Below are 24,413 nucleotides of genomic sequence, written 5' to 3'. Positions count from 1 at the left end.
AACCACGCCAGACTGGCACGGCCATAGGCGCTGTCCAGCAAAATATTGCCGGATCTCGATAACGCCCGAGGGCGCCGCGGTGCAGGCTTCGGTCCTGCCGTTCCGACATCGCGGCCGGGACAGCACTTTGCGGAGGGATCGAGATGCGACCGACCGAGATCATGCGCGGCAGCCCGCCCGCGCCCGAGGCGCAGGTGACGCGCGCCAATTGGCGCAGCTTTCCCGCGATCCGCTGGGGCTTTACCCACACCCGTGAAGTGCTGCCGACCGCAGAGATCCGCCGCTCGGCCCAGCCGACGCTGATGCGAAGCGCGCCGCGCGAACTGGCAAAACTCGCTTTCACCGCGCCTGATGGCAAAGAGACCACGATCGAAGCCACGCTCCGCGAGACGTTTGCCGATACGCTCCTCGTCATGCACCGGGGCACGCTGATCCACGAATGGTACGGCGATGGCATGAGCGTGACCACGCCGCATCTGATCTGCTCGATCAGCAAGGCGATCGCCGGCACGCTCGGCGGCGTGCTGGCCGCGCGCGGGCTGCTCGATCCCGAGGCGAGGGTGGTGCGCTACGTGCCGGAGCTGGAGACGTCGGTCTACGCCGGCTGCACTGTCCGCAACCTGCTCGACATGGTCGTCGCCATCAAGTTCGAAGAGGATTACGAGGACCCCGCCGGCGACGTTGCGCGCTATCGGTTCTCTTCGGGCTGGGACGTGCCGCCGCCGGGCGTCGAGGCAGGCCACCAACGCGCCTATCTCGCCACGCTACGCGGCACCGGTAAGCCACACGGCAAGGTGTTCCACTACGTCTCGCCCAACACCGAGGTGCTCGGCTGGGTCTATGAGCGTGCCTGCGGCATGCCCTACCATCGCATCCTCTCCGGCTATCTCTGGCAGCCCCTGGGCGCAGAGGACGACGGCTCGCTCACGCTCGACAGCCACGGCATGGGCCGCATCGCCGGCGGCATCTCGGTCACCGCGCGTGACCTCATCCGTTTCGGCGAGATGATCCGCTGCCGCGGCGTGGTCGAGGGGCGGCAGGTGGTGCCGGGCTGGTGGATCGACGACATCCGCGAGAACGGCGATCCCAAAGCCTGGGCCGACGGCGACCTCGCCGAGTTCTTCCCGGGCGCGCGCTACCGCAGCAAATGGTTCACGATCGATCCGTCGCGCAACGCGCTCACCGCGATCGGCATTCACGGCCAGCACCTCTATGTCGACCTCGACTCGGACACCGTCATCGTCAAGCTCGCGACCCAGCCCAAGGCGATGGACGTGCCGATTGACCAGCGCTGGTTCGCCGCCTTCAGCGCCATCACCGCGCATCTCGCCTGATTTCTGGACATCCCCATGCTCGATACCGTCAAAGCCAAATCGCAAACAGAGACCGCTACGCCGCATCCGCTCGATCCGCTGACTGCCGAGGAGATCACCGCCGCCTGCACGCTGGTGCGCGCCGCCGTGGCCTCGCCGGAGAACTGCCGATTCCCGGCGGTGCGGCTGGAGGAGCCGACCAAGCAGGAGCTGGCCGCAGGCGGCGTAGGGCGTCGCGCCTTCGCGTTGACGCTCGACGTCGCCACGGGCGAGGCCATCGAGCACATCGTCGATCTCGGCCGTGGCGAGATCGTCGGGCGCAAGGTCGTCCCGAACCGCGAGGCGCCCTATGGGCAGCCGCCGGTGATGCTGGAGGAATTCTTCAAGTGCGAGGCCGTGGTCAAGGCCGATCCGGGCTGGCGGGCGGCGATGGTGCGGCGCGGGCTTTCCGAAGGACATCGAACTGGTCCAGGTCGATCCGTTCTCGTCGGGTTTCTTCGACAAGGAGTTCGAGCGCGGCGCCCGTATCGTGCGTGCCGTCAGCTATTTTCGCGAGCACTTGCAGGACAACGGCTATGCGCACCCGATCGAGGGCGTGGTCGCTGTCGTTGACCTGATCGGCGGCAAGGTCATCGACCTCACCGATGAGGATCCGATCGTGCCGATTCCGCGCAAGAAGCGGAATTATGGCGCGCACGAGGTCAAGAACCCGCGCACCGACATCAAGCCGCTGCCTATCGAGCAGCCGGAGGGTGCGAGCTTTCGCGTCGATGGCTGGAAGGTCGACTGGCAGAAATGGAGCTTCCGCATCGGCTTCACGCCACGCGAGGGCCTCGTCCTGCATCAGCTCGCCTACCAGGACGGCGCGCGCAAGCGCTCCCTGATCCATCGCGCCAGCGTTACCGAGATGGTGGTGCCTTATGCCGATCCGACCGCGAACCATTTCTGGAAATCGGCGTTCGATGCCGGCGAATATGGCCTCGGCATGCTTGCGAACGCGCTCGAGCTCGGCTGCGACTGTCTCGGAAACATCCGCTATTTCGACGTGCCGGGCGCCGACAGCAAGGGCGAGCCCTTCGTCATGCAGAACGCCATCTGCATGCATGAGGAAGACTATGGGATCGCCTGGAAGCACTATGAGTTCCGCAACGGCCTGTTCGAGGTCCGCCGCTCGCGGCGGCTTGTGATCTCGTTTTTCGCGACCGTCGGCAATTACGATTACGGCTTCTACTGGTATCTCTACCAGGACGGCACGGTCCAGTTGGAGACCAAGCTGACCGGCATCATCCAGACCGCCGCGGTGCGATCTGGCGAGACGTACAAATGGGGCGGCATGGTCGACGACAATCTGGGCGGACCGACGCACCAGCACTTCTTCAACGTGCGCCTGCACATGGATCTCGACGGCGGCGGCAACACCGTCACCGAGCACGATTTTGTGCCGCGGCCCTGGGGTGACGACAATCCGCACGGCAACGTCTTCGACACCACGACGCGGATTTTGTCGCGCGAGCATGACGCGGCGGCGATCGCCAATGGCCAAACCGGCCGGTTCTGGAAGATCAGCAATCCCAATGAGACCAACTCGGTCGGTAATGCTCCGGCCTACAAGCTCGTCGTCAATCCGAGCCCGCTGATGCTGGCGCAGGAGGGCAGTTACGTGCGCAAGCGCGGCGGCTTCGCCACCAAGCATGTCTGGGTGACAGCATTCGATCCGGCCGAGAAATACGCAAGCGGCGATTATCCCAACGTCCATGCCGGCGGCGATGGCCTGCCGCGTTATGCCGCGAAGGACCGCAACATCGAGAATGCCGATATCGTGGTGTGGCACTCTTTCGGCCACACCCATGTCTGCAAGCCCGAGGACTTCCCGATCATGCCGGTGGAATATGCCGGTTTCCTGCTGAAGCCGACCGGCTTTTTCGCCGCCAATGCGGCCGGCGACATCCCGCCGGACCGCAACAGCCGCAGCGTACTGGCACACGAGAGCAACACTGCCGACGAATCGTGTTGTCACGCCGGCAAATCATAGAGCCGGATCGAGCTCGATCGGATTTCCCGGCAGCGCCGACCGTCGTAGTTGGCGATTCTCGCGCGGTAGCAGGCTGATCGTTTCCAGCCATTGCCGAATGGTGAGGGAGTGTTTCGATCTAGAAGCATTCCAAATCTGTGGGCACGACGGCTGCGTGGCACCGGGCGCGGCAATTCGGCATGAGCGCATTCGTCGCACGCGCCGCGCACGCCTCTGGAGAGATTCTAACCTCGTTCCTATCGCGCTCCGAAACCGCCTGAGTTAGGGCGGGACACCAAAAATGATACCGGCAAAGCCGGCAGTGCGTGGGGCCTCGAAAGACGTGACCGACTACCAACTTTCTTCGCGTGAATGCGCGCGTCGTCGACAGATTCGTGTGCTGCTGCTCGGGGCGGTCAGCACATTCTCGCTCGTGGTTCCCTTTGGTTCCGTGGAAGCGCAGACCCAGATTCCCGCTGTCACCGTCGACGCGCCGGTTCAGCGCGCCCGTCCTGCGGCGGTTGCTTCGTCGCGAAGGGCGGCGACACGCACCTCTCGCGCCAATCGTCGCTCGCCTGCGCAAGCCGCCGCGCCGACCCAGTCAGCATCATCGAACGGCGCGACGGGCGAACGTGCCAATGGTCCGGTGCGCGGTTTCGTCGCCACGCGGAGCGGTACGGCTACCAAAACCGATACACCGCTGATCGAAACTCCGCAGTCGGTTTCCGTCGTCACCACCGACCAGGTCAGGAATCAGGGCGCGGTCTCGATCGGCGAGGCGCTGCGCTATACCGCCGGTGTCAGCGGCGACGTCAATGGCGGCTCGGACACCCGCTTCGGCGCGCTCCAGATCCGCGGCTTCGACACGACCATGTCGGGTCTCTACGTCGACGGCCTGCGGATCCCCTCGAGCAACTACGTGCACTTCAATGGCCTCGATCCCTACGGGGCCGAGCGCCTGGAGGTGCTCAAGGGCCCGTCCTCGGCGATGTATGGCGGCAGCGGCACCGGCGGCATTCTCAACTACGTGACAAAACTGCCGACGGCGCAGCAGTTCGGCGAGGTCTCGATCTCCGGCGGCAGCTTCAACCGCTATCAGGGCCAGTTCGACATGGGCGGCCCCGCCAACAAGGAAGGCACCGTGCTGTGGCGCCTCACCGGCGTCGTCCGCGACGGCCAGACCCAGGTCGACTTCACCAAGGACAACCGCGTCTTCATCGCGCCCGCCGTCACCTTCAAGCCGAACGAGGACACCACCATCACGCTGCTGGCCAACTACCAGCGCGACCGGGCAGGGTGGGGCCTTCAGTTCCTGCCGGCCTCGGGCACGGTGTGGCCGAACAACGGCCGCACCATCCCGGTCTCGTTCTTCGCGGGCGTGCCGGGCTTCAATGCGTTCAACACCGAGATTGCGACCGCCGGCTATCAGCTTTCGCACAATTTCACCGACAACATCACGTTCCGGCAGAACCTGCGTTACGCCTATCAGCACAATGAGGAAAAGACCTTCTACGGCACCGGATACACCGACGAAGCGGCGGGGCAGCTAGGGCGTTTCGGCAGCTATAGCAACTCCTACATCAACTCCTTTGCGGTGGATAACCAGCTCCAGGGCAAGTTCAATACCGGCATCCTCAGCCACACCACCCTGGTCGGGCTCGACTATCGCAACACCACGTTCCGCGATACGGCCTTCGCCGTCACGACATCAGCGCCGGAGATCAACGTCTTCAACCCGGTCTACAGTTACGACTGGGCCCTCGGCGGCATGTACGACAACAAGGGCATCAAGCAGTCGCAGGTCGGCCTCTATGCGCAGGACCAGATCAAGCTCGGCCGGCTGTCGTTCCAGCTCGGCGGCCGCCAGGACTTCGTGACGACGCAGCTCGACACCAATCTGCCCCCGGTCGATACTTCGACATCGAAGGACGCCTCGGCCTTCACCGGCCGCGCTGCCGTCATGTACAATTTCGACAACGGCATCGCGCCCTATTTCAGCTATTCCGAGTCGTTTCTGCCGCAGCTCGCGACCAGTCCTTCCGGACAGATGCTCGATCCCGAGACCGGCGTGCAGTACGAGGTGGGCGTCAAGTATCAACCGGTCGGCTGGAATGCGCTGTTCACCTTCGCCGCCTTCGACCTGACGCGTGACAACGTCGCTGTGTACGTGCCTGCAACCACCTTTTACGAACAGATCGGGCAGGTGAAGTCGCGCGGTATTGAACTCGAAGGCTCGATGTCGCTCGCCGACGGCTGGAATCTGCGGGCGGCCTACGCCTATATCGATGCCATGGTCACGCAAGATCCGCTCAATGTCGGCAAGGCGCCGGTCACCGTGCCGCTCAACCGCGCCTCGCTGTGGAGCGACTACACGCTTCAGAACGGCCTGCTGGCGGGCTTGCAGTTCGGCGGCGGCGTTCGCTATGTCGGCGCGACCTGGGGCGATGATGCCAACACCTTCAAGGTGGGATCGGCCACAGTGCTGGATGCGCTTCTTGCCTATACCCGTGACAATTGGCGGCTGTCGCTGAACGTCACCAACCTTGCGGACACGCGCTATGTCGCGGCGTGCTACGGCCTTTCGGGCTGCATGTATGCCGAGGGACGGAAAGCCATCGGCAAGCTGACTTATCGCTGGTGAAATCGAAGACGGTCCGGCGATGGCGAGCCGGACCAGCTGGATGAGAGTGCAAGACGATGAGAGCGATATTCGGCAAGCTGCATCGCTGGGCGGGACTGCTCACGGCCGGATTCCTGTTCTTCTCCGGCATCACCGGGGCGATCATCTCCTGGGATCACGAGATCGACGACGTCCTGAACAGCCATCTGTTCGACGTCAGCAGCAAAGGGCCGGCGATCCCCTCGATCGAGCTCGCCAAGATGATCGAGCAGCGCGATCCCCGCGCGCGCGTCGTCTACCTCTTCATGACGCCGGAGGAGGGCCACTCGCTGTGGTTCTTCGTCATGCCGCGGATCGATCCCGCGACCGGCAAGCGTTTCGCTCTCGACTACAATCAGGTCTTCCTCGATCCCAACACCGGCGCGGAACTGGGCCGGCGCTATTGGGGCGCGGTCTGGCCCGTCACGCGGGAAAACTTCGTTTCGTTTCTCTACAAGCTGCACTACACGATGCACATTCCGGAGTTCTGGGGCAGCGATCGCTGGGGCATGCGCGTGCTCGGCGTGATCGCGATCATCTGGACCATCGATTGCTTCGTCGGCTTCTACCTGACGCTGCCCTCGCGCAGGCGCGCCAAGGCGGCGCGGGCGCCAGCCGTCACGCGCCAGCTCGATCGCGGCTTCTGGGCGCGCTGGGCGCCGGCCTGGACCATCAAGACCTCCGGCAGCGCCTACCGGATCAATTTCGACATCCACCGCGCCTTCAGTCTCTGGACCTGGGGCGTGCTGTTCATCATTGCCTTCACGGCGTTCTCGCTGAACCTCTATTTCGAGGTGTTCTCGCCGCTGATGAAGATGGTGTCGAACTACACGCCGACGCCCTATGAGCAACGGCCTTATCGCGATCTCGACGATCCCATCGAGCCCAAGGTGACTTTCGCCGACATCGCCGCCCGCGCCGCCGCCGACGGCAAGGCGCGGGGGTGGACGATCCCGGTCGGCTCGGTCAATTACGGCCCGGCCCATGGCGTCTATGCCGCCGCCTTCTTCCACCCCGGCGACGACCACGGCGCCGGCGGCGTCAGCCCGGCGCAGCTTTATTACGACAGCGAGGACGGCCGCCCGATCGGCGAGCGGCTGCCCTGGGTCGGTACCGCCGCCGACATCTTCGTCCAGGCGCAATTTCCGCTGCATTCGGGCCGCATCGTCGGACTGTTCGGCCGCATCCTGATCTCGATCATGGGGCTCGTGGTCGCCGCGCTGTCGGTTACCGGCGTCGTGATCTGGTGGCGCAAGCGCCGCGCCCGCATCCGCGTGCGCGAGACCGCGGCGGTGCGTCTGACCCGGCAGTTGACGCCGGCGGAGTAGGGCCCCCGCACGGTCGTTGGGGATGAACCTTCCCGCCTCCAGCCGGCACAAAGACTGGAGATCGCTCCCAGTGCGCGGACATCGAATGAAATCGTTTGCCTTGCTCTGCCTGCTCGTCCTGGCGACGCCCGTCCATGCGGCCACGCCCGAGCAGCACTATCTCGACCTGCGCGACCGCTACATCGCAAAGTTCTCGAGCGCCAAGGAGAGCGACGAGATCTACAAGCAGCATGATGCGGGGCTCAAGGAGCTGGCGGGCGTGCTGCGCGGCCTGGTGGGGCCGGTCACGATCAAGGGGCTCCCCGCAGACGGCAAGTCGAACGTCGACACGCTCTTCAAGAGTGATATCGGCTTCGGCCATCTCGATGGGCTAAGCTTCGCCTCGGAAGGCTACAAGACGCAAGCCGTCGTAACCACGAGTACGCTTCTGGCGCACTGGCTGCGCGAGCATCGCGAGGACGGCATGCCGCAGGAGAGCGGCGCCGCGTTCAAGTCCGACCGCTTCTATTATCATGCGATCCAGGACGCCGCCTTCGCCAAATATGCCGAGCTGCCGATCACAAAGCCCGCATCCGCGAGCGCTGCAGTTGCCGTGCTCGGCGTGCGCGGCAATGGCGGGCTCAAGGGACCGCCGGATGAAATTGACGTCGTCGCGACCAAGGGCGACAAGGTCTACTTCCTCGCCACATCGAACGCGGTGAAGACGGCTGAAATCCCGGCATGCGAGCGCGTGTGGAAGCAGATGATGGCGAAACCCGTCAACAAGAAGGACCCGCGCGGCGACATGGCCCGCGAGGATCAGGCCATGGACGCCTACACGAAATGCTTCGCCAGGGAAGCGCCGAGCCATAGTTGGTACGCCGCGGCCGTCAAGAAGGCGCAGAGCCAGCTGGAGCTGCTGCCACTGCAGTAGCGCGCAAGGTTACGCCGACAATTCGATCGATTGGCCGGCACCATCGATCAGATGCACGCGGTCGATGTCGACATGCGGCAAGAGCGATCGAATCTTATCTTCAGGCATCAGGCTGAACGCCGTTGACAATGCGTCCGCCGCGGTCGCGCAGCGGGACACCGTCGTCACGCTGCGATAGCGGAGAGCGCAGCCGCCCGATCGCGGATCGAACAGATGGTTGAAGCGCGCGCTGGAATCGAACTGGAAGCCGTAGCCGCCGGAGGTGGATACGGCGCGGTCGACGATCGGCAGCACCGTCTTCGTGCGGTCCACAATGTCGGGATCGGCGATGCCGATCTCCCAGGGCCCTCCGTCCGGACGCGCGCCGATCGCGCGGGCCTCGCCCATGTCGACCAGGCTGCGAGAGATGCCGTGCGCCCGCAACAGGTCGACCACCTTGTCCGTGACGTAGCCTTGCGCGATCCCGTTCAGGGTGACGGCCATGCCCTTGGGCATCACGATCCGGTCGCGGCTGATCGACAGCCGGCTGCTGCCGATGCGCGCGAGCGCGGCCTCGATCGCGGCCGCCGCAGGACCGGCCGGATCCGCGTCATCTCGCGCGAAATGGCTGGCGTAGAGCTCCCACAGCGGCTGCACCGTGACATCGAACAGACCGCCCGTCAGCGTGGAATAGTGCTGCGAGGTCGATAGCAGATCGACCATTTCGGCGGCGGGATCGATCAGGACACCGGTCCGGTTCAGCGCGACCAGGGCGGAATCGTTCAGGTAAAGACTGAACAGCCGCTCGAGCCGCCGCGCCTCGGCGCAGGCCAGCGAGATCAGTCGCTCCGCCCGGCTGCGGTCTTCGTCATGGACCTCCATCGTGGCCACCGCGCCCAGCATCGTGCCACGCCAGGTGACCGGCGCGATCTCTGCACGAACGGAGTGTCCCGGAGCCAGCGCGCCGAGGCCCGCGGCCGCCGCGCTGATCCGGATGAAGCGTCGGCGCGTCAGTGTTCGCGTCATGGCGTTCTCCTCGATCGTTCGCCCGGCGGCCCTTCGGCCGCTTCGTCGGCCGCAACGGCGCCGGCGGCATTCGCCGACGTCAGGACATAGTCCCGGGGCACCTCGTCGAAGCCGACGATCCGGCCGCCGTTTTCTCCGGCGAACTTCTCGGCCGCCGCCCGGTCCGAGAACGGAACGGCCTCGTCACCGCCCATGCCGCTTTTGACCCGGCTCTCGATCACGTACAGCGCCTTGCGGGCCTCGATCCAGTTGTCGGCACCGGGCTTGTCCCACTCGGGCGCCTTGCCCATGTCGGACACGTAGATCGCCTGAATGTCCTTGGGCTCGTCGGGCAGCATGGTGAAGGCGATCGTGTCGCGCACCGACGAGAACCAGACGGGCTCGATCAGGCTCGCGGCAAAGACATGGCCCTTCGGTCCCGGGTGCTCGAGCACGTTCATGCCGCAGTAATGGCCGATGTCCTCCGCGGTCATCCGATGCGGCGGCGGGATCTTCGCGGCCTGCTTCTCGTTGCAGCCGGCGAGCACGAGCGGCACGAGCAAGGCGAGGAGGATCGTTCGGCGCCTCATAGCTCCCTCCGCGAGAAGGCGAGCGCGGCCAGCCCCAGCGGCAGCAGAGTCCAGCAGAGCAGGGCGGTCAGAAGGACCGGTATCGTCAGGGACGTGGTTTGGGCAAGGCCAGCCATGCCGGCGAAGGTGCTGACATTGGCGAACCCGGTCAGGTTGATCAGCCGGTAGGCGTCGGTCGGATTCGACAGCAGCATGGCGTTGAGCACGCTCGCCGAGATGCTGCGCCCCTGATCGAGCGCGAGCACGCCCAGCAGCGCCATGTCGTAGATCAGCACCAGCAGCAGCCACAATCCGATGCAGATGCCGGCTGCCGTTCCGCGGTCGCGCACGAGCGCGCTGACCAGATATCCGATGGCGACGAAAGCGGCGCCGAGCAGCACCGAGGAGCCCACCATCGCCCCGAACGCCAGGAAACTGTCGCTATCGATCTGGCTGCCCGTCGCCGCCAGCGCTCCGACCGCCGCGCCGTAGCCGAGGCAGGTCGCAAAAGCGAGGACGGCGAGGTGGCCTAAGAACTTGCCGAGCAGCACCTGCCATCGCGCGACCGGATAGCTCAGCAGCAACAGCATCGTTCCGCGTTCCATCTCGCCGACGATGGCGTCATGGGAAATCAGAAGCGCGATGAGCGGAACGAGAAAGATCGTCAGGCTCGACAGGCTGACGATGACCACATCTAGGGTGCGAACACCCACGTTTCCGGTCGGCGCGCTGCCGAGAAAGGTCAGCGACAGGGCAAGCCCGGCGAGCAGGAGCGTTGCGGCAAGCACCCAGCGATTGCGGATGGCCTGGTGGACTTCCTTGGCGGCGATGATCAGGACATTCATGGCGCCTGCTCCGATTGCCGGAGGAAATGAGCATAGAGCTCGTCGAGGGTGGGCGGGACTACGTCGACGTCCTCGACCGAATTGCCGGCGGCCGTCGCGCGATGCAGAAGCTCGATCTTCCGCTCCGGCGCGGCGTCGATCTCGACGATGTGGCCGTTCAGACGGCGGCAGGTGGCGTCTTGCGGAGCCCAGCCCGGCATCTCGCTGGGCGCGAGGCCTGCCACCTTGAGACGGATCCGGGTCGGGAGCCGGGCGAGACGACGCAGCTCGTCGATCGAACCGTCCGCGACCTTGATGCCGCGGTTCATGATGATGACACGGCCGGCGCGCTCCTCCAGCTCGGTCAGCGCATGCGACGACAGCAGCACGGTCGCGCCGCGCGCCGCGAGCCGCGCGATGATGTCGTAGAAGGTCTGCCGCAGCTCCGGATCGAGACCAGTGGTCGGCTCGTCCAGCAGCAGCACGCGCGGCTCGCCAAGCAGCGCCTGCGCGAGCCCCAGCCGCTGGCGCATGCCCTTCGAATAGGTGTTGACCCGGCGGCGGCCGGCGGCTCCCAGTCCGACCGCGTCGAGCAGCTCCAGGGCCTTGGCAACCGGCTCTCGCTTCAGCCTGGCGTAGAAGGCCTGCGTCTCGCGGCCGGTGAGGGCGGGGTCGAAGGAGACGTTTTCGGGGAGGTAGCCGAGCTGCCGTCGGCCTGCGAATTCGCCGGCGGCGGGATTGTCTCCGAGAACCTCGATGGCGCCTCTGGTCGGCCGGATCAACCCGAGCATGAGCTTCATGAGCGTGGTCTTGCCGGCGCCGTTGTGCCCGATCAAGGCCACCAGCTCGCCCTGACCAAGCGTGAACGACGCACCGCGCACGGCCTCGACCCGGCCAAACACCTTGGTGACGTCGCTGACACGTACCGTGCTGGTCATCGTGTTTCCTTCACCGGGGTCCGCGGCGGCGACACCAGCGGATGGCTGTCGACCACACCGCCCGGCAGCAGCGCGGGAAACTGTGCCTGCGCCCAGCGGATCACCTGGACGGCGGGACTGTTGATCAGGACCTTCGCAGCCGGCGCCGTCCACAGCACGCGGTCGATGAGGTCGTTCGGCCGGTACGCCGTGTCGGCGATGCCGTCGCCATTCAGGTCGAACGCCGGATTATCGCTCCAATAGTTGCCGCGCCCTCCGGTCGACCAGTCGAGGTGCCGGGTGCCGACATATTTCACCTGGTTGGCATTGCTGACGAAGGAATTGCCGGTGATTTCGTTGCCTTCGGAGCCCGCCGTGAAGTGCACGCCGATGGCGCAGCGTTCGAACCAGTTGTTGCGGAATTTGTTGTGATTGGTGTTGTAGATGAACACGCATTTCTCCGGGCCGCTCTTGAGCGTGCTGTCGCGTGCCTGCTGCGGAAGCATGCCACGCTCGTCGGCGGGACCGTCCTCCGCCCTCTGTGTCATCGAGCCGAGCGGGCCGCCCGTGACCCGGTTGCCCTCGATCTGGGCATAGTTCGCGTAGTTGAAGAGCAGCCCATAGTCGCGGTCGTGATCTGAGGAGTTGCCGCGGATCACCAGACGGTTTGAATACATGATGGCGTAACCGACATGGTTGCCGATCGAAACGTTGCCGCTGATCTCGCTGTCGTTGGTGTACATGTAGTGGACGGCGAAACGAACCTGCTCGAAGCGATTGTCGATGAAGCGGTCCTTGCTGCTGGAGATCGAGAAGATGCCGTCGCGGCCGTAGCGGAACATGTTGTTCGCGATGGTGACGTCGGGCGCGTTCCACAGCGAGATGCCGTTGCCTGCCTCGCTGAGGCGCCCGCCGCGCAGTCCCTCGATCTCGTTGCGGACGACCCGGGAACCCCTGGCGCCGTGCACATAGACGCCGAACAGGTTTCCCTCCAGGTGGTTGTCCTCGATCTTCGCGCGCTCGGCCGTCTTCTGCAGGAAGATTCCGGAATTCATCGCCTGCAGATCACGGCCGGAGGACCGGATGGTCACACCGCGGACGGTGACGTCGGGCGCGCTGACGGTGATGACGTTGCCGGAGCCGTCGCCGTCGAGCACCGCGCCTCGGCTCCCGACCAGCTCCAGGGGACGGTCGATCCGGATCGAGCCGTGATATTCGCCGGGAGCAAGCTCGATGACGTCGCCGGCGCGCGCGCCATCCAGCACCGCTTGCAGCGGCTGCCCAGGCGCAGCCGTCAAGGTCTCCGCATCGGCGAAGCCGGACAATCCGGCGGCGACCAGCGCCGCCGGAAACATGCGTGACAACAGACCCACGAGGTCGCTCCGATCAGGCCGACTTCAAACCGACTTCAAACCGACTTGGGCTCGACGAACATCCGGCCTTTCATCTCCATGTGCATGGCGTGGCAGAACCAGGAGCAGTAGTACCAGTAGACTCCCGGCTTGTCGGCCGTGAAGGTCACCGACGAGGTGGCCATCGGCCCAATCTCCATGTTGATACCGTAGTTGACGATACAGAAGCCGTGCGTGAGATCCTCGACTGCGTCGATGTTCGTGATGAAGACGGTGACTTCCTCGCCTTGCTTGACCTGGAACTGTTCGAGGCCGAACGCTGGCGCGGTGGACGTCATGTAGACGCGCACCTTGTTGCCGTCGCGAATGACCTTCGAATCCGCCTCGAGGTTGATGCCATCGGCCTTGGCCTGCTTGACCGCATCGGCAAACATCGGATCCGCGCGGTCATAGATCGAGATCGGGTTGATCTTGGAGCGGTGGACGATGGTCGCGTCATGCGGCTCGGCAAAGCTTGGGCCGTCATGCACCAGCTTCATCTGATCGCCGGAGATGTCGATCAGCTGATCGTTCTCGGGCTTGAGCGGGCCGACGTTCAGGAAACGGTCCTTCGAGAACTTATTCAGCGAGATCAGCCACTTTCCATCCGCCTCCTTGGTCTGGCCCATCGAGCTATGGTTGTGGCCCGGCTGATAGTGCACGTCGAGCTTCTGAAGGATGGGATTGACCTTCTCCCCCTTGAAGGCCCGCTTGGCGAGGTCGATGCTCCACTTGCAGACCTGGCTGTCGAGGAAGAGGGTGGTGTAGGCGTTGCCCTTGCCGTCATAGGCGGTGTGCAACGGGCCGAGGCCAAGCTCAGGCTCGGCGACGACGACGTCGCGCGGCTTGATCTTGTCGTCGAACAACTGGTCGAACAGGCGCACGTCCATCACGGTCACGGTGGGCGAGAGCTTTCCGGCCGCCACGATGTGGATGCCGTCCGGAGCCGTGTTCATGCCGTGCGGATTGTTCGAGACCGGGATGTAGCGCGTGTACGCCGACCCCTTGCGGCCGTCGATCACGGGCACGCCGTTCATTTCCTTGAAGTCGCCCTTCTTTACGGCCTCTTCGATCCGCTTGATGTTGAAGATGACGACCCAGTCCTGCTCGCTGGCGGTCATCTCCGCGAGCGTGACGCCTTCCTCGCCGTTGTAGCAGGTCGCGAAGCAATACTTGCCCTGGTAGTCGGCGTCGACATTGTCGAGGTTGCCGCTGACGATCACCTGCCAGGCCACCTTCATCGTTTCGCCGTCGATCGCGCTGAAGATGGAGTGATACTGCTTGGGATCGTCGAGGACCTTGCCGTCATTGGGCAAGGGCACGCCGTCCTCGCCGTTGGCGAACACATAGCCCGTGCGCGGATATTTCTGCAGACGCAGGCCGTGGACCGTGTGCTGGTTCGGCAGTTCGACGATCTTGTCGCATTTCATGATGTCGAGTCGCACCCGCGCGACGCGGCTGTTGGCCTTGTCGTTCATGTAGGCATAGCGACCGTCATAGGTGCCGTCCGTGAACGAAATATGGGGGTGGTGGAGGTCGCCGTTCATGAACGTGCCGCCGCGGTTCTTGAGGAATTCGCGGGTCGCGGGCTGCATGCCTTCGGTCAGAACCTTGAGGCTTTCATTGGTCTGGCCCCAACCGGTCGCGCTGCACCGGTTGAACACCGGAACACGCATCAATTCGCGCATCGAGGGGAGGCCGACGATTCGCATCTCGCCGGACTGGCCGCTCGAGAAGAACACGTAATATTCGTCGAGCTCGCCGGGCGCGACCTCGGTCTTCTGCACGGCCGGCCGTGCCGCCGGCGCTTTCGGAGCAGCATTCTTGGTCTGCGCGTCCGCAGATGAGACGAAGCCGCCGTCCTTGATCGCCGCTCCGCCAGCCAGGCCCACGCCCGCTGCGGCCGCCGTCGTTCCCAGCACGGTTCGTCGGCTGACGCCCTTTGCCTTTTCGTTTTCACTCATGATTGCCTCCTCGGCTTTCGGTTCAGTTTGGGGGTGGAGTTGCGACGGGTGAAACGCCGACAGGTTTGCCGCCGGCGGTGATGACGGTCGCGGGACCCTTGCCGCCTGGGCGCATCGCGGGCGAGGACATCGCCGCGAACTTCTCGCGCTTGAGCCGCACCTGGATCATGTGCGGGCAGCGGTGATCGTCGTAATAGAGTTCCTGACAATGCATGCAGTAGATGCACTCATTGACGTTGATGTGCCCCTCAGGATGGATCGACTGCACCGGGCATTCCTTGGCGCAGCGTTGGCAGGGTGACCCACATTCTTCCCACCGGCGGAGCCATTCGAACGTCCGGATGCGGCCGGGGATCGCGAGCGCGGCGCCGAGCGGGCAGAGATAGCGGCAAAAGAAGCGTTCGATGAAGAGGCCGATGACGAGCAGGGCGACTGCGTAGGCGACGAACGGCCAGCTTCGCGAAAACTTCAGGATGATCGCGGTCTTGAACGGCTCGACCTCGGCGAACCGCTCGGCCATGTCGACCGAATAGAGCGACAGGCCGAACAGACCGAGGAAGATGATGTACTTGATCGGCCATAGCCGTTCGTGCAGCCCCCACGGCACCGTTATCTGGGGCACCTTCAGCCATTTCGCGGCCGTGTTGGTGAGCTCCTGGAGCGCGCCAAAGGGACACAGCCAACCGCAGAACGGACCTCGGCCCCAGAACAGAAGCCCGCCGGCCGTTGCAGCCCACAGAATGAAGATCAGCGGAGCGGCGAGGAAAAATTCCCAGCGGAAGCCCGTCACCAGCGCATTGGTAAAGGTGACGACGTTGACGACGGAGAGCTGCGCGTTGGCGTACCAGCCGAGCCAGACCAGAACGAGGGCGAGATATCCCCGCCGCACCCAGGTGTAGAACACCGGTCGGCGCACCAGCAGGTTCTGGAAGAAGAAGATGCCGGTGAGGACGGCCAGCATGAACGCGGTGAAGCCGATCGAGACGGTGCTCGACCGCCAGATCCGCATCCACAGAGGTTCGTCCGCCTCCGGGGGCGGTGCGGCCGCAGCGTTGGCCTGCTGCGAGGCCGGAGGCGCCGCGCTCTCCGGCACCGTCACCGCACGCTGCTCGCGGCGTATATAACTGTCGGGCAGGGTGTAGCCGAGATCGAAAGTCAGGAACGCCTTGTCGCGGCCGCCGAGACTGCGTTGCACCAGCAATTGAAGCTGCCACGGCTGCGTCGGATCCAGGGTGAACTCAGGCGGGGTGACGAACAGGCCGATTTCCCTGAACTCGGGCGCGCCGACCGCGTCCAGTGCGCCGAGCCGGGTGTGGTTGCGGTCGCGGAAGCGGGTGCTGTTGCCTTCCTGCAGGATTTCGATGCGATCGAAGATGCCGCCGCGGACATAGGCCGAACCCTTGAACGAGTAGGGGCCGTTGCCGGCAACGACGATGGCCTGCTGCCCGGGCTTCAGGCTGTCCTTCAGCCGCTGATAGCCGTCCTCGCCAAGCAGGCTGCGGCCGATCGTGGGCGCGGTCACCAGCGCCACGTAGAGGTCGATGAAGGTATCGCTCGCCTCGCCAGGTTCGGGATACTGGCTCGCCGCGGCGCTGCCGGACTTCGCAAAGGCTTCGTTGATGTCGCCGATGCCGAGCTGAAGCCGGCGCACCGAGCCGTCGCCGACGAGGCTCTCCCAGTCACGCACTTCACTGCGCCCGAGATCGAGCGTCTTGACGACAGGGGGAAGGGCGGCCGAAGCCGCCGCGCCGTCACCGCCGCCGATGCGTCCGCCGCGGATGAGCTTGGACGCGGCGCGGACGACACTGTCACCCATCACCAGCACGGTGACGGTCGCGCCGCTCACGATGTCGACCTGCGGCGGCTTCTCGGCACCACTTGCGACAGGCTTCATGTCCTTGCCGATCAGGGAGTTCATGGCGGCGACGATGCGCGCCTCCGGAATGCCGACCAGCACGATCGGCTCCTTGTGATCGACGAGCTTGATCCCGGTGATGACGCCTTTCGGATCAATTCCGGCAAGCAAGTGAATCGGTTTGCCCGAGTACCCGACAGAATTCGCAAAATCGGAGTTGAGGAAAACGAATCCCTGAAGCTGATCGCCGCGGTACACCGGTACAATGGGCGGATCGCCTTGCGGCGGGCCGAAACGATCCGCATCCGGGAAAAATTCGGCAGGCGTAAGCTTCGGCAGGTATGCTGGTAAGTCACCGGCGGCGCATGCGGGCGAGACGTACGCCAGACACATCAGCAGCAAGCCCGCAAGCGCTAGCGCCGCACGCCTTGTGAAGGCGGTATCGTCATCCGGTCGCTTCAACATATCGGTTCAAATGCGATCTGCGCGACCCACCGGGACGCGCGTGCCTTGAGATTCTTCTTCGATGATTTGTCGCCGCTGACGTGTCAAAGTCATCGCGCGTGCCCACATCTGTCAAGGCCAGCGAAAATATTTGTATTCGCGCTGAGCTGAATCAGAAGCCTGCATTTGGAGTCCTTGCCATGCCATTCCTGCGCACTTCATTGCTGAGCGCTGAGCCCGCAGGTGTATTGCAGTCGCTCGACGAACTCTTTGCGCTAGCGCATGCAATGGAGCAGGAGGCAGCCAAAAGGTATGATGCTCTTGCTGATGACATGCGCGGGCAGGGCAAGGATGATCTCGCAGACGTGTTCGCGAAGCTCGCCGCCGCCGAGCGCGAGCATGTCGACAGCGTCACGCGGTGGTCGCAATCTCGGCGCGGCAAGATCCCGGATCCCGCCATGGTGCGTTGGGAGGCGCCGGAAACGCTCGCCCCGGAATCCGCCGCTGAGGTCAAAACGTCGCGCTTGATGACGCCGTACCGCGCGCTCGCGATGGCGGTCCGCAACGAGGAGCGCGCCTTTGCGTTCTGGTCTTATCTCGCCGCCTATTCCGATGACCGCGATATCAAGAAGGCGTCCGAGGCAATGGCCAAGGAAGAGCTCGGCCATGTCGCGACGCTGCGGAAGGAGAGGCGCCGCGCCTATCATCGCGAGCACGAACGGAGCGGCGCCGAGGCGTCGTCCGTGCCTCTGCGGCAAATTGATGCGCAAAGGCTCGAGCTTCGCCTGGTCTTGCAGCTCAGCGACATGGAACAACGCCTGAGCGGGCCAGCAGCAATCCGGACCCAGGACATTCGCCAGCAGACGATCGAGATGGCCGACGCCACCGTGGGCCTCGGGAGCTTTCCGGCGTCCATGGAGCGCAAAGGCCCACTGGAGATCGCCGAGGCCCTGGTCGACGGTTACCTCGACGGCGCCGAGCGATCGAGCGACGCGGCCCATCTCGAACGCCTGCAGCAACTTGCCGAGCGCGCGATCTCGCGGCTGGCCTGGCTCCGATCGCTTTCGGCGGACTGACGCGCTTACGGCACCCTCAGAGCTGCTGCACTCCAGAGCCGCATAGCCGCTCGGCCGGGGCAGTGGCCACAGGTCCTTCACTGGCGGAAAAGACGCACAGATTTGGCGATAGGCGCTCAGTTCAGGCGGAGATCCGACCGGCAGGTCGCGTGGGGCCGCAGCCTAATCCATAATTCGCATAAGGTATATTATGGAATATATTTATATACAATCAGATCAAATATTTAGCCGCAATTCCTGCCACCACACCTTCGCCCAAGCGCGATTTTCAGTCCGGGCCGCGACGCCGCCCCGGGTCTCGACGGCTACTGTGCATGGGGTTGTTTTTCAGATTTTGAATCCGGCCCATCTCTGCGAAAGCCGATATTGCCGGGACCTTGTCCGGCTGCAATAAGCGAGGCCTCGCGAGATCGCAGATGACCTTCAGGCCTTCCGTCCGTATAGGTTTGCATCTCAGAACAACAACAAACCTTCCGAGGAAGCAGACCCATGGTCTTTTCAACGCGCTTTTCCCGACGCACGCTTCTCAAGGCCTCCGCCGCGACCGCGGTCCTGGGCGGCATCGGTGCGCCCCATGTGGCCCGGGCCCAGAGCGCCGAGTTCACCTACAAATACGCCAATAACCTGCCGGACACCCATCCGCTGAACGTACGCGCCAAGGAGATGGCGGCGGCGATCAAGACCGAGACCAACGGCAAGTTCGACCTCCAGATCTTCCCGAACAACCAGCTCGGGTCCGACACCGACATGCTGAGCCAGATCCGCTCGGGCGGCGTCGAGTTCTTCACGCTGTCCGGCCTGATCCTTTCGACCCTGGTGCCGGCGGCGTCCATCAACGGCATCGGCTTCGCGTTCCCGGACTACGACACGGTCTGGAAGGCCATGGACGGCGACCTCGGCGCCCATGTCCGCGGCGAGATCAAGAAGGCCGGCCTCGAGGTGATGGACAAGATCTGGGACAACGGGTTCCGCCAGACCACCTCGTCGAGCAAGCCGATCACCGGTCCTGACGACCTCAAGGGCTTCAAGATCCGCGTACCGGTGTCGCCGCTGTGGACCTCGATGTTCAAGGCGTTCGACGCGGCGCCCGCCTCGATCAATTTCAGCGAGGTCTATTCGGCGCTCCAGACCAAGATCGTCGAAGGCCAGGAGAACCCGCTGGCGATCATCTCGACCGCCAAGCTCTACGAGGTGCAGAAATACTGCTCGCTGACCAATCACATGTGGGACGGCTTCTGGTTCCTGGCGAACCGCAGAGCCTGGGAGAAGCTGCCGCAGGACGTGCGCGCCATCGTCGCCAAGAACATCAATGCCGCTGCCGTCAAGGAGCGTGAAGACACCGCCAAGCTCAATGCCAATCTGCAGCAGGAGCTCGCCGCCAAGGGCTTGACCTTCAATCAGCCCACAGTGGCGCCGTTCCGCGACAAGCTGCGGACCGCAGGCTTCTATGCCGAGTGGAAGGGCAAGTATGGCGACCAGGCCTGGGACCTCCTGGAAAAGGCCGTCGGCAAGCTGTCGTAACGCGTTGGGGCCATCATGGCTCATGTCGAGGTCGAGGTGACCGCAGTGGTGGGCGAGGCGGCGTTTCAGTCCCCTCGCCGACCTTCGTTGCTGGGTTCGCTCGAGCGCGCGCTCGGTCTCGTCGTCGAAATCCCGGCGGCGATCCTGGTCGTCGCCGAGATCGTGATCCTGTTTGCCGGCGTGGTCGCGCGCTACGGCCTGCACCGGCCGCTGATCTGGTCGGACGAGCTCGCCTCGATCCTGTTCCTGTGGCTGGCCATGCTGGGCGCGGCGGTTGCGTTCCGCCGCTCCGAGCACATGCGCATGACGGCGGTCGTCGCCAGCGCCAAGCCTGCGATGCGGGCCTATCTCGATCTGGTCGCGACCTCAGCGGCGCTGGCGTTCCTGGTCCTGATCGTCTGGCCCGCCTGCGACTACGCCTACGAGGAAAGCTACATCACGACGCCAGCGCTGCAGATCTCCAATATGTGGCGCGCCGCCGCGCTGCCGGCCGGCATCGGGCTGATGGCGGCCTTTGCCTTGCTTCGGCTGCTGCGCGCGGCCGAATACCGGATGGTCGCAGCCGCCGTCGTCAGCGTTGCCGTCATCATCGGCCTGTTCTGGCTGGCGGAGCCGTTGCTGCGGCCGCTCGGCAATCTCAACCTCGTCATCTTCTTCGTCGGCGTCGCCGGCTTCTGCGTCTTCGCCGGCGTTCCCATTGCGTTCGGGTTCGGCCTTGCGATCTTCGGCTACCTCGCGCTGACCACGCGCACGCCTGTCATGGTGCTGGTCGGCCGGATGGACGAGGGCATGAGCCACCTCATCCTGCTCTCGGTGCCGCTGTTCGTATTCCTGGGGCTGCTGATCGAGATGACCGGCATGGCGCGGGCCATGGTGGCGTTCCTGGCGAGCCTGCTCGGCCATGTCCGCGGCGGCCTGCACTACGTGCTGGTCGGCGCCATGTACCTGGTCTCGGGCATATCAGGCGCCAAGGCCGCGGACATGGCGGCCGTTGCGCCCGTGCTGTTTCCGGAAATGAAACAGCGCGGCGCCAAGCCCGGCGATCTCGTCGCGCTTCTTGCAGCCACCGGAGCCCAGACCGAAACCATTCCGCCGAGCCTCGTGCTGATCACGATCGGCTCGGTGACTGGCGTCTCGATCGCCGCCCTGTTCACCGGCGGCCTCCTGCCCGGCGTCGTGCTCGCGATCACGCTCTGCATGCTGGTGTGGTGGCGCTACCGCCACGAGGACATGAGTCACGTGCGCCGCGCCAGCGGTGGCGAGATCGGCAAGACCTTCGTCATCGCCCTGCCCGCGCTAGCACTGCCCTTCGTGATCCGCTACGCCGTGGTCGAGGGCATCGCGACCGCGACCGAGGTCTCCACCATCGGCATCGTCTATGGCGCCCTGGTCGGCCTCCTCGTTTACCGCCGCTTCGACTGGTCGCGGCTGTTTCCGATGCTGGTCGAGACCGCGGCGCTGTCGGGCGCCATCCTGCTGATCATCGGCACGGCGACCGGCATGGCCTGGGGCCTGACCCAATCAGGCTTCTCGCGCTCGCTGGCGGCGGCCATGACCGGATTGCCCGGGGGAGCGGCGACCTTCATCGCCGTCTCGATCCTGGCCTTCACCATCCTCGGCAGCGTGCTGGAGGGCATCCCGGCGATCGTGCTGTTCGGGCCGCTGCTGTTTCCGATCGCCCGGGCCGTCGGCGTGCACGAGGTGCACTACGCCATGGTGATCATTCTCGCTATGGGAATCGGACTATTCGCCCCGCCCTTCGGCGTCGGCTATTATGCCGCCTGCGCCATCGGACGCGTCGATCCGGCCGAGGGCATCCGCCCGATCTGGGGCTATCTGCTGGCGCTGCTGGTGGGATTGATCATCGTCGCGATCTTCCCGTGGATCTCGATCGGATTCCTTTGAGGCGTTTGACGGAGGGTGTCGATGAGTGAGCGGCAGAACCAGTACAATATCGGCCTCGACAAGACGCCCGCCAATTACGTGCCGCTGAGCCCCCTAAGCTTCCTCGCGCGCAGCGCCGCCGTCTATCCCGATCATGTCAGTACGGTCTACGAGGGGCGCAGCTTCAACTGGGCGCAGACCTATGAGCGCTGCAAGCGTTTCGCGTCCTGGCTCGCGCGCAAGGGCATTGGCGTCGGCGATACCGTGGCGGCGATGCTGCCGAACATTCCTGCGATGAACGAGGCGCATTTTGCCGTGCCGATGACCGGCGCTGTGCTCAACGCGCTCAACATCCGCCTCGATGCGCCTTCGATCGCATTCCAGCTCGACCATGGCGGCGCAAAAATCATCCTGGTCGATCCCGAGTTTTCGGGCGTGATCAGCGATGCGCTGGCGCAGATGACTGGCCCCAAGCCGTTCGTGGTCGACGTCGACGACGCATCGTTCAAAGGCGGCGGTCGCATCGGCGAGATCGAATATGAAGCAGCGGTCGCGGAAGGCGATCCTGCGTTCACGGCGATCCTGCCGCAGGACGAGTGGGACGCGATCGCGCTGAGCTACACCTCGGGCACGACCGGCAATCCCAAGGGCGTCGTCACCCATCATCGCGGCGCCTATCTCAACGCCGTCAGCAACATCCTTGCCGGCAATCTCGGCCAGCATCCGGTCTATCTCTGGACGCTGCCGATGTTCCACTGCAACGGCTGGTGCTTTCCCTGGACCATCGCGGCATCCGCCGGCATCAATGTCTGCCTGCGCAAGGTCGAGCCGACCAGGATCTTCGAGCTGATCAAGCAGCACGGCGTCACCCACATGTGCGGCGCGCCGATCGTCTACAACACGCTGATCAACGCGCCCGATGCGCCCAAAGGCAACGCGGCGCGCCGGGTCGTCGGCCTGATCGCAGGTGCCGCGCCGCCGGTCGCCGTACTCGAAGGCGCCGAGAACATCGGCATCAAGCTGACCCATGTCTACGGCCTGACCGAGGTCTACGGCCCCGCCTCCGTCTGCGCCGAGCAGCCCGGCTGGGACGAGCTTCCGCCCGCCGAACGCGCACGCATGAAGCGCCGGCAGGGCGTGCCCTACCCGCTCGAGGAAGGCGTCACCGTCATCGATCCGAAGACGATGCAAGAGGTGCCGCGCGACGGCGAGACCATCGGCGAGGTCATGTTCCGCGGCAACATCGTGATGAAGGGCTATCTCAAGAACGAGAAGGCGACCAAGGAAGCCTTCGAGGGCGGCTGGTTTCACACCGGCGATCTCGGCGTGCTCGACGAGCGCGGCTACGTCATCATCAAGGACCGCTCCAAGGACATCATCATTTCCGGCGGCGAGAACATCTCCTCCGTCGAGGTCGAGGACATCCTCTACAAGCACCCGGCCGTGCTGTTCGCCGCCGTGGTCGCAAAGCCCGATCCGAAGTGGGGCGAAGTGCCTTGCGCCTTCGTCGAGTTGAAGGACGGCGCCAGCGCCAGCGAAGCCGACATCATCGCGTTCTGCCGCAGCCACATGTCGGGCTTCAAGACGCCGAAAGCCGTCGTGTTCGGACCTATCCCGAAAACGTCCACGGGCAAGATTCAAAAATTCCTGCTGCGCAGCGAAGTGGGATCAGTGAAGGCGATTACGGCTTGAACATCGTCTGAGAGTCTTCCGCCCGCACGAACACGTGGCGGGCGGAAGACATCAGTCCTCACATCTTCTTGTAGGCCTCGACGACCGCCTGACCATCGGCCCCTGCCTTCTTGAGCCAGTCGGCCGTGAGCTGTTCGCCGATTTTCTGGAAGCCGGCCTTCAACGCCGGGCTCGGCGGCTCGACGTTCATGCCTTTCGCCTTGAGCTGATCGAGATACCACGTGCTCTTGTCCTGCCAGGCCTTCCAGCCGCGGGTTTCCGCCGTTGCCGCCGCCTTGAGGATGGCTTCCTGGGTCGGCTTGTCGAGCGCCTCGAACGCGGCCTTGTTGACGAAGGTGTAGTCCTTGGGAATCCAGGCCTGCACGTCGTAGAAATACTTCAGCGACTCCCAGGCCTTCGCGTCGTAGCCCGTGCCGCCCGAGGACATGAAGGAATTCACCACGCCAGTGGCAAGCGCCTGCGGCAGTTCCGCCGCCTGGATCGTGACCGACTGCGCGCCGACCAGCTCGCCGATGCGCGCGGTGCCGACGTTATAGGCCCGCCATTTCAGGCCCTTCATGTCTTCGATCGATGCGAGCGGCTTGTTGACATAGACGCCCTGCGGCGCCCAGGGCACCACGAACAGCAGCTTGAGACCCTGCGCATCGAGCTTCTTGGCGATTGCAGGCTTGGAGGCCTGATACAGCTTCATTGCGTCAGGGAAGCTGGTCGCCAGGAACGGCACGACGTCGACGCCGAACAACGGATCCTCGTTCTCGTGGATCGAGAGCAGCACTTCGCCCATCTGCGCCTGCCCGGTCACCACTGCGCGCTTGATGTCGGGTGCCTTGAACAGCGAGGCGCCGGGATGGACCGTGATCAGGAGCTTCCCGGACGTGGCGGCTTCGACGTCCTTGGCGAAGGCGACCAGGTTTTCGGAGTGCGGATTATCGGCGGGATACGCTGCCGGCAGATTCCATTTGGTCTGAGCCAAAGCGGGTGTCGCGGCCACGACCACGCCGGCGGTCAAGAATGCGCGAAACAAACGAGACATCATCAGGCTTCTCCTCACAGTCAATTTAAACACCG

The 24,413-nt window shown here is 64.5% G+C and carries 16 protein-coding genes and 1 pseudogene; 9 read left to right on the top strand and 8 right to left on the bottom strand.

Annotation, left to right across the window (positions count from 1 at the left end; translation table 11 throughout):
- Positions 1-143: 143 nt before the first annotated feature.
- The 5 genes and pseudogenes from GGD61_RS13185 to GGD61_RS13165 all read left to right on the top strand — a co-directional run bounded on the left by GGD61_RS13185 (position 144) and on the right by GGD61_RS13165 (position 8,224).
- A complete protein-coding gene (locus GGD61_RS13185) occupies positions 144-1,334 on the top strand; it encodes a serine hydrolase (protein ID WP_183230772.1) in 1,191 nt (396 codons plus the stop codon).
- A 15-nt stretch (positions 1,335-1,349) separates the two neighbouring features.
- Positions 1,350-3,345, top strand: a pseudogene (locus GGD61_RS13180) (primary-amine oxidase).
- 625 nt (positions 3,346-3,970) lie between these two features.
- Positions 3,971-5,965, top strand: coding sequence for a TonB-dependent siderophore receptor (locus tag GGD61_RS13175; protein ID WP_183230843.1), 1,995 nt, complete (start codon positions 3,971-3,973; stop codon positions 5,963-5,965).
- 56 nt (positions 5,966-6,021) lie between these two features.
- Positions 6,022-7,311, top strand: coding sequence for a siderophore utilization protein FsrB (gene fsrB / locus GGD61_RS13170; protein WP_183230771.1), 1,290 nt, complete (start codon positions 6,022-6,024; stop codon positions 7,309-7,311).
- Positions 7,312-7,396: 85 nt separating this feature from the next.
- Positions 7,397-8,224: a hypothetical protein gene (locus GGD61_RS13165; protein ID WP_183230770.1), complete on the top strand. Its 828-nt coding sequence runs from the start codon at positions 7,397-7,399 to the stop codon at positions 8,222-8,224.
- A gap of 9 nt (positions 8,225-8,233) precedes the next feature.
- On the opposite strand, the gene GGD61_RS13160 is transcribed toward GGD61_RS13165, so the two are convergent.
- From GGD61_RS13160 to GGD61_RS13130, 7 genes are read right to left on the bottom strand one after another with little or no spacing between them, the layout of a single operon-like run.
- Positions 8,234-9,229 carry an FAD:protein FMN transferase gene (locus tag GGD61_RS13160; RefSeq protein WP_183230769.1) on the bottom strand — a complete coding sequence of 332 codons (996 nt, stop codon included), beginning with the start codon at positions 9,227-9,229 and terminating at the stop codon, positions 8,234-8,236.
- The gene (locus GGD61_RS13155) at positions 9,226-9,798 is read right to left on the bottom strand and encodes a nitrous oxide reductase accessory protein NosL (RefSeq protein ID WP_018320461.1); all 573 of its coding nucleotides are present in this window, start codon (positions 9,796-9,798) and stop codon (positions 9,226-9,228) included. The genes GGD61_RS13160 and GGD61_RS13155 overlap by 4 nt, the downstream gene beginning before the upstream one ends.
- On the bottom strand, positions 9,795-10,622 hold the full coding sequence (locus GGD61_RS13150; protein ID WP_183230768.1) for an ABC transporter permease subunit: 828 nt from the start codon (positions 10,620-10,622) through the stop codon (positions 9,795-9,797). Before GGD61_RS13150 ends, GGD61_RS13155 begins: the two co-directional genes overlap by 4 nt.
- Complete coding sequence (locus tag GGD61_RS13145; RefSeq protein ID WP_183230767.1) at positions 10,619-11,539, bottom strand: ABC transporter ATP-binding protein; 921 nt, start codon at positions 11,537-11,539, stop codon at positions 10,619-10,621. Before GGD61_RS13145 ends, GGD61_RS13150 begins: the two co-directional genes overlap by 4 nt.
- A complete protein-coding gene (locus GGD61_RS13140) occupies positions 11,536-12,873 on the bottom strand; it encodes a nitrous oxide reductase family maturation protein NosD (protein ID WP_210311068.1) in 1,338 nt (445 codons plus the stop codon). The genes GGD61_RS13145 and GGD61_RS13140 overlap by 4 nt, the downstream gene beginning before the upstream one ends.
- Before the next feature lie 53 nt (positions 12,874-12,926).
- Positions 12,927-14,873: a TAT-dependent nitrous-oxide reductase gene (nosZ, locus tag GGD61_RS13135; RefSeq protein WP_092258185.1), complete on the bottom strand. Its 1,947-nt coding sequence runs from the start codon at positions 14,871-14,873 to the stop codon at positions 12,927-12,929.
- 22 nt (positions 14,874-14,895) lie between these two features.
- On the bottom strand, positions 14,896-17,121 hold the full coding sequence (locus tag GGD61_RS13130; protein WP_246785936.1) for a NosR/NirI family protein: 2,226 nt from the start codon (positions 17,119-17,121) through the stop codon (positions 14,896-14,898).
- A 251-nt stretch (positions 17,122-17,372) separates the two neighbouring features.
- Here GGD61_RS13130 and GGD61_RS13125 point away from each other — a divergent pair, with 251 nt between their 5' ends.
- The 4 genes from GGD61_RS13125 (at position 17,373) to GGD61_RS13110 (ending at position 23,345) form a co-directional block, all read left to right on the top strand.
- A complete protein-coding gene (locus GGD61_RS13125; RefSeq protein ID WP_179730470.1) occupies positions 17,373-18,248 on the top strand; it encodes a ferritin family protein in 876 nt (291 codons plus the stop codon).
- A gap of 489 nt (positions 18,249-18,737) precedes the next feature.
- Entirely contained in the window at positions 18,738-19,769 is a 1,032-nt protein-coding gene (locus tag GGD61_RS13120; RefSeq protein ID WP_092258178.1) for a TRAP transporter substrate-binding protein, read from the top strand.
- Between the two features lie 15 nt (positions 19,770-19,784).
- A complete protein-coding gene (locus tag GGD61_RS13115) occupies positions 19,785-21,674 on the top strand; it encodes a TRAP transporter large permease subunit (protein WP_092258176.1) in 1,890 nt (629 codons plus the stop codon).
- A 21-nt stretch (positions 21,675-21,695) separates the two neighbouring features.
- The gene (locus tag GGD61_RS13110) at positions 21,696-23,345 is read left to right on the top strand and encodes an acyl-CoA synthetase (protein WP_183230764.1); all 1,650 of its coding nucleotides are present in this window, start codon (positions 21,696-21,698) and stop codon (positions 23,343-23,345) included.
- Between the two features lie 58 nt (positions 23,346-23,403).
- Here the strand turns inward: GGD61_RS13110 and GGD61_RS13105 are convergent, their stop codons facing one another.
- Positions 23,404-24,381: a TRAP transporter substrate-binding protein gene (locus GGD61_RS13105; RefSeq protein WP_092258170.1), complete on the bottom strand. Its 978-nt coding sequence runs from the start codon at positions 24,379-24,381 to the stop codon at positions 23,404-23,406.
- Between the last annotated feature and the right edge of the window lie 32 nt (positions 24,382-24,413).

Origin of the sequence: Bradyrhizobium sp. SBR1B (assembly GCF_014198205.1) — a bacterium.
Taxonomy (GTDB): Bacteria; Pseudomonadota; Alphaproteobacteria; order Rhizobiales; family Xanthobacteraceae; genus Bradyrhizobium.
This window is presented reverse-complemented; position numbering and strand designations above follow the sequence as displayed.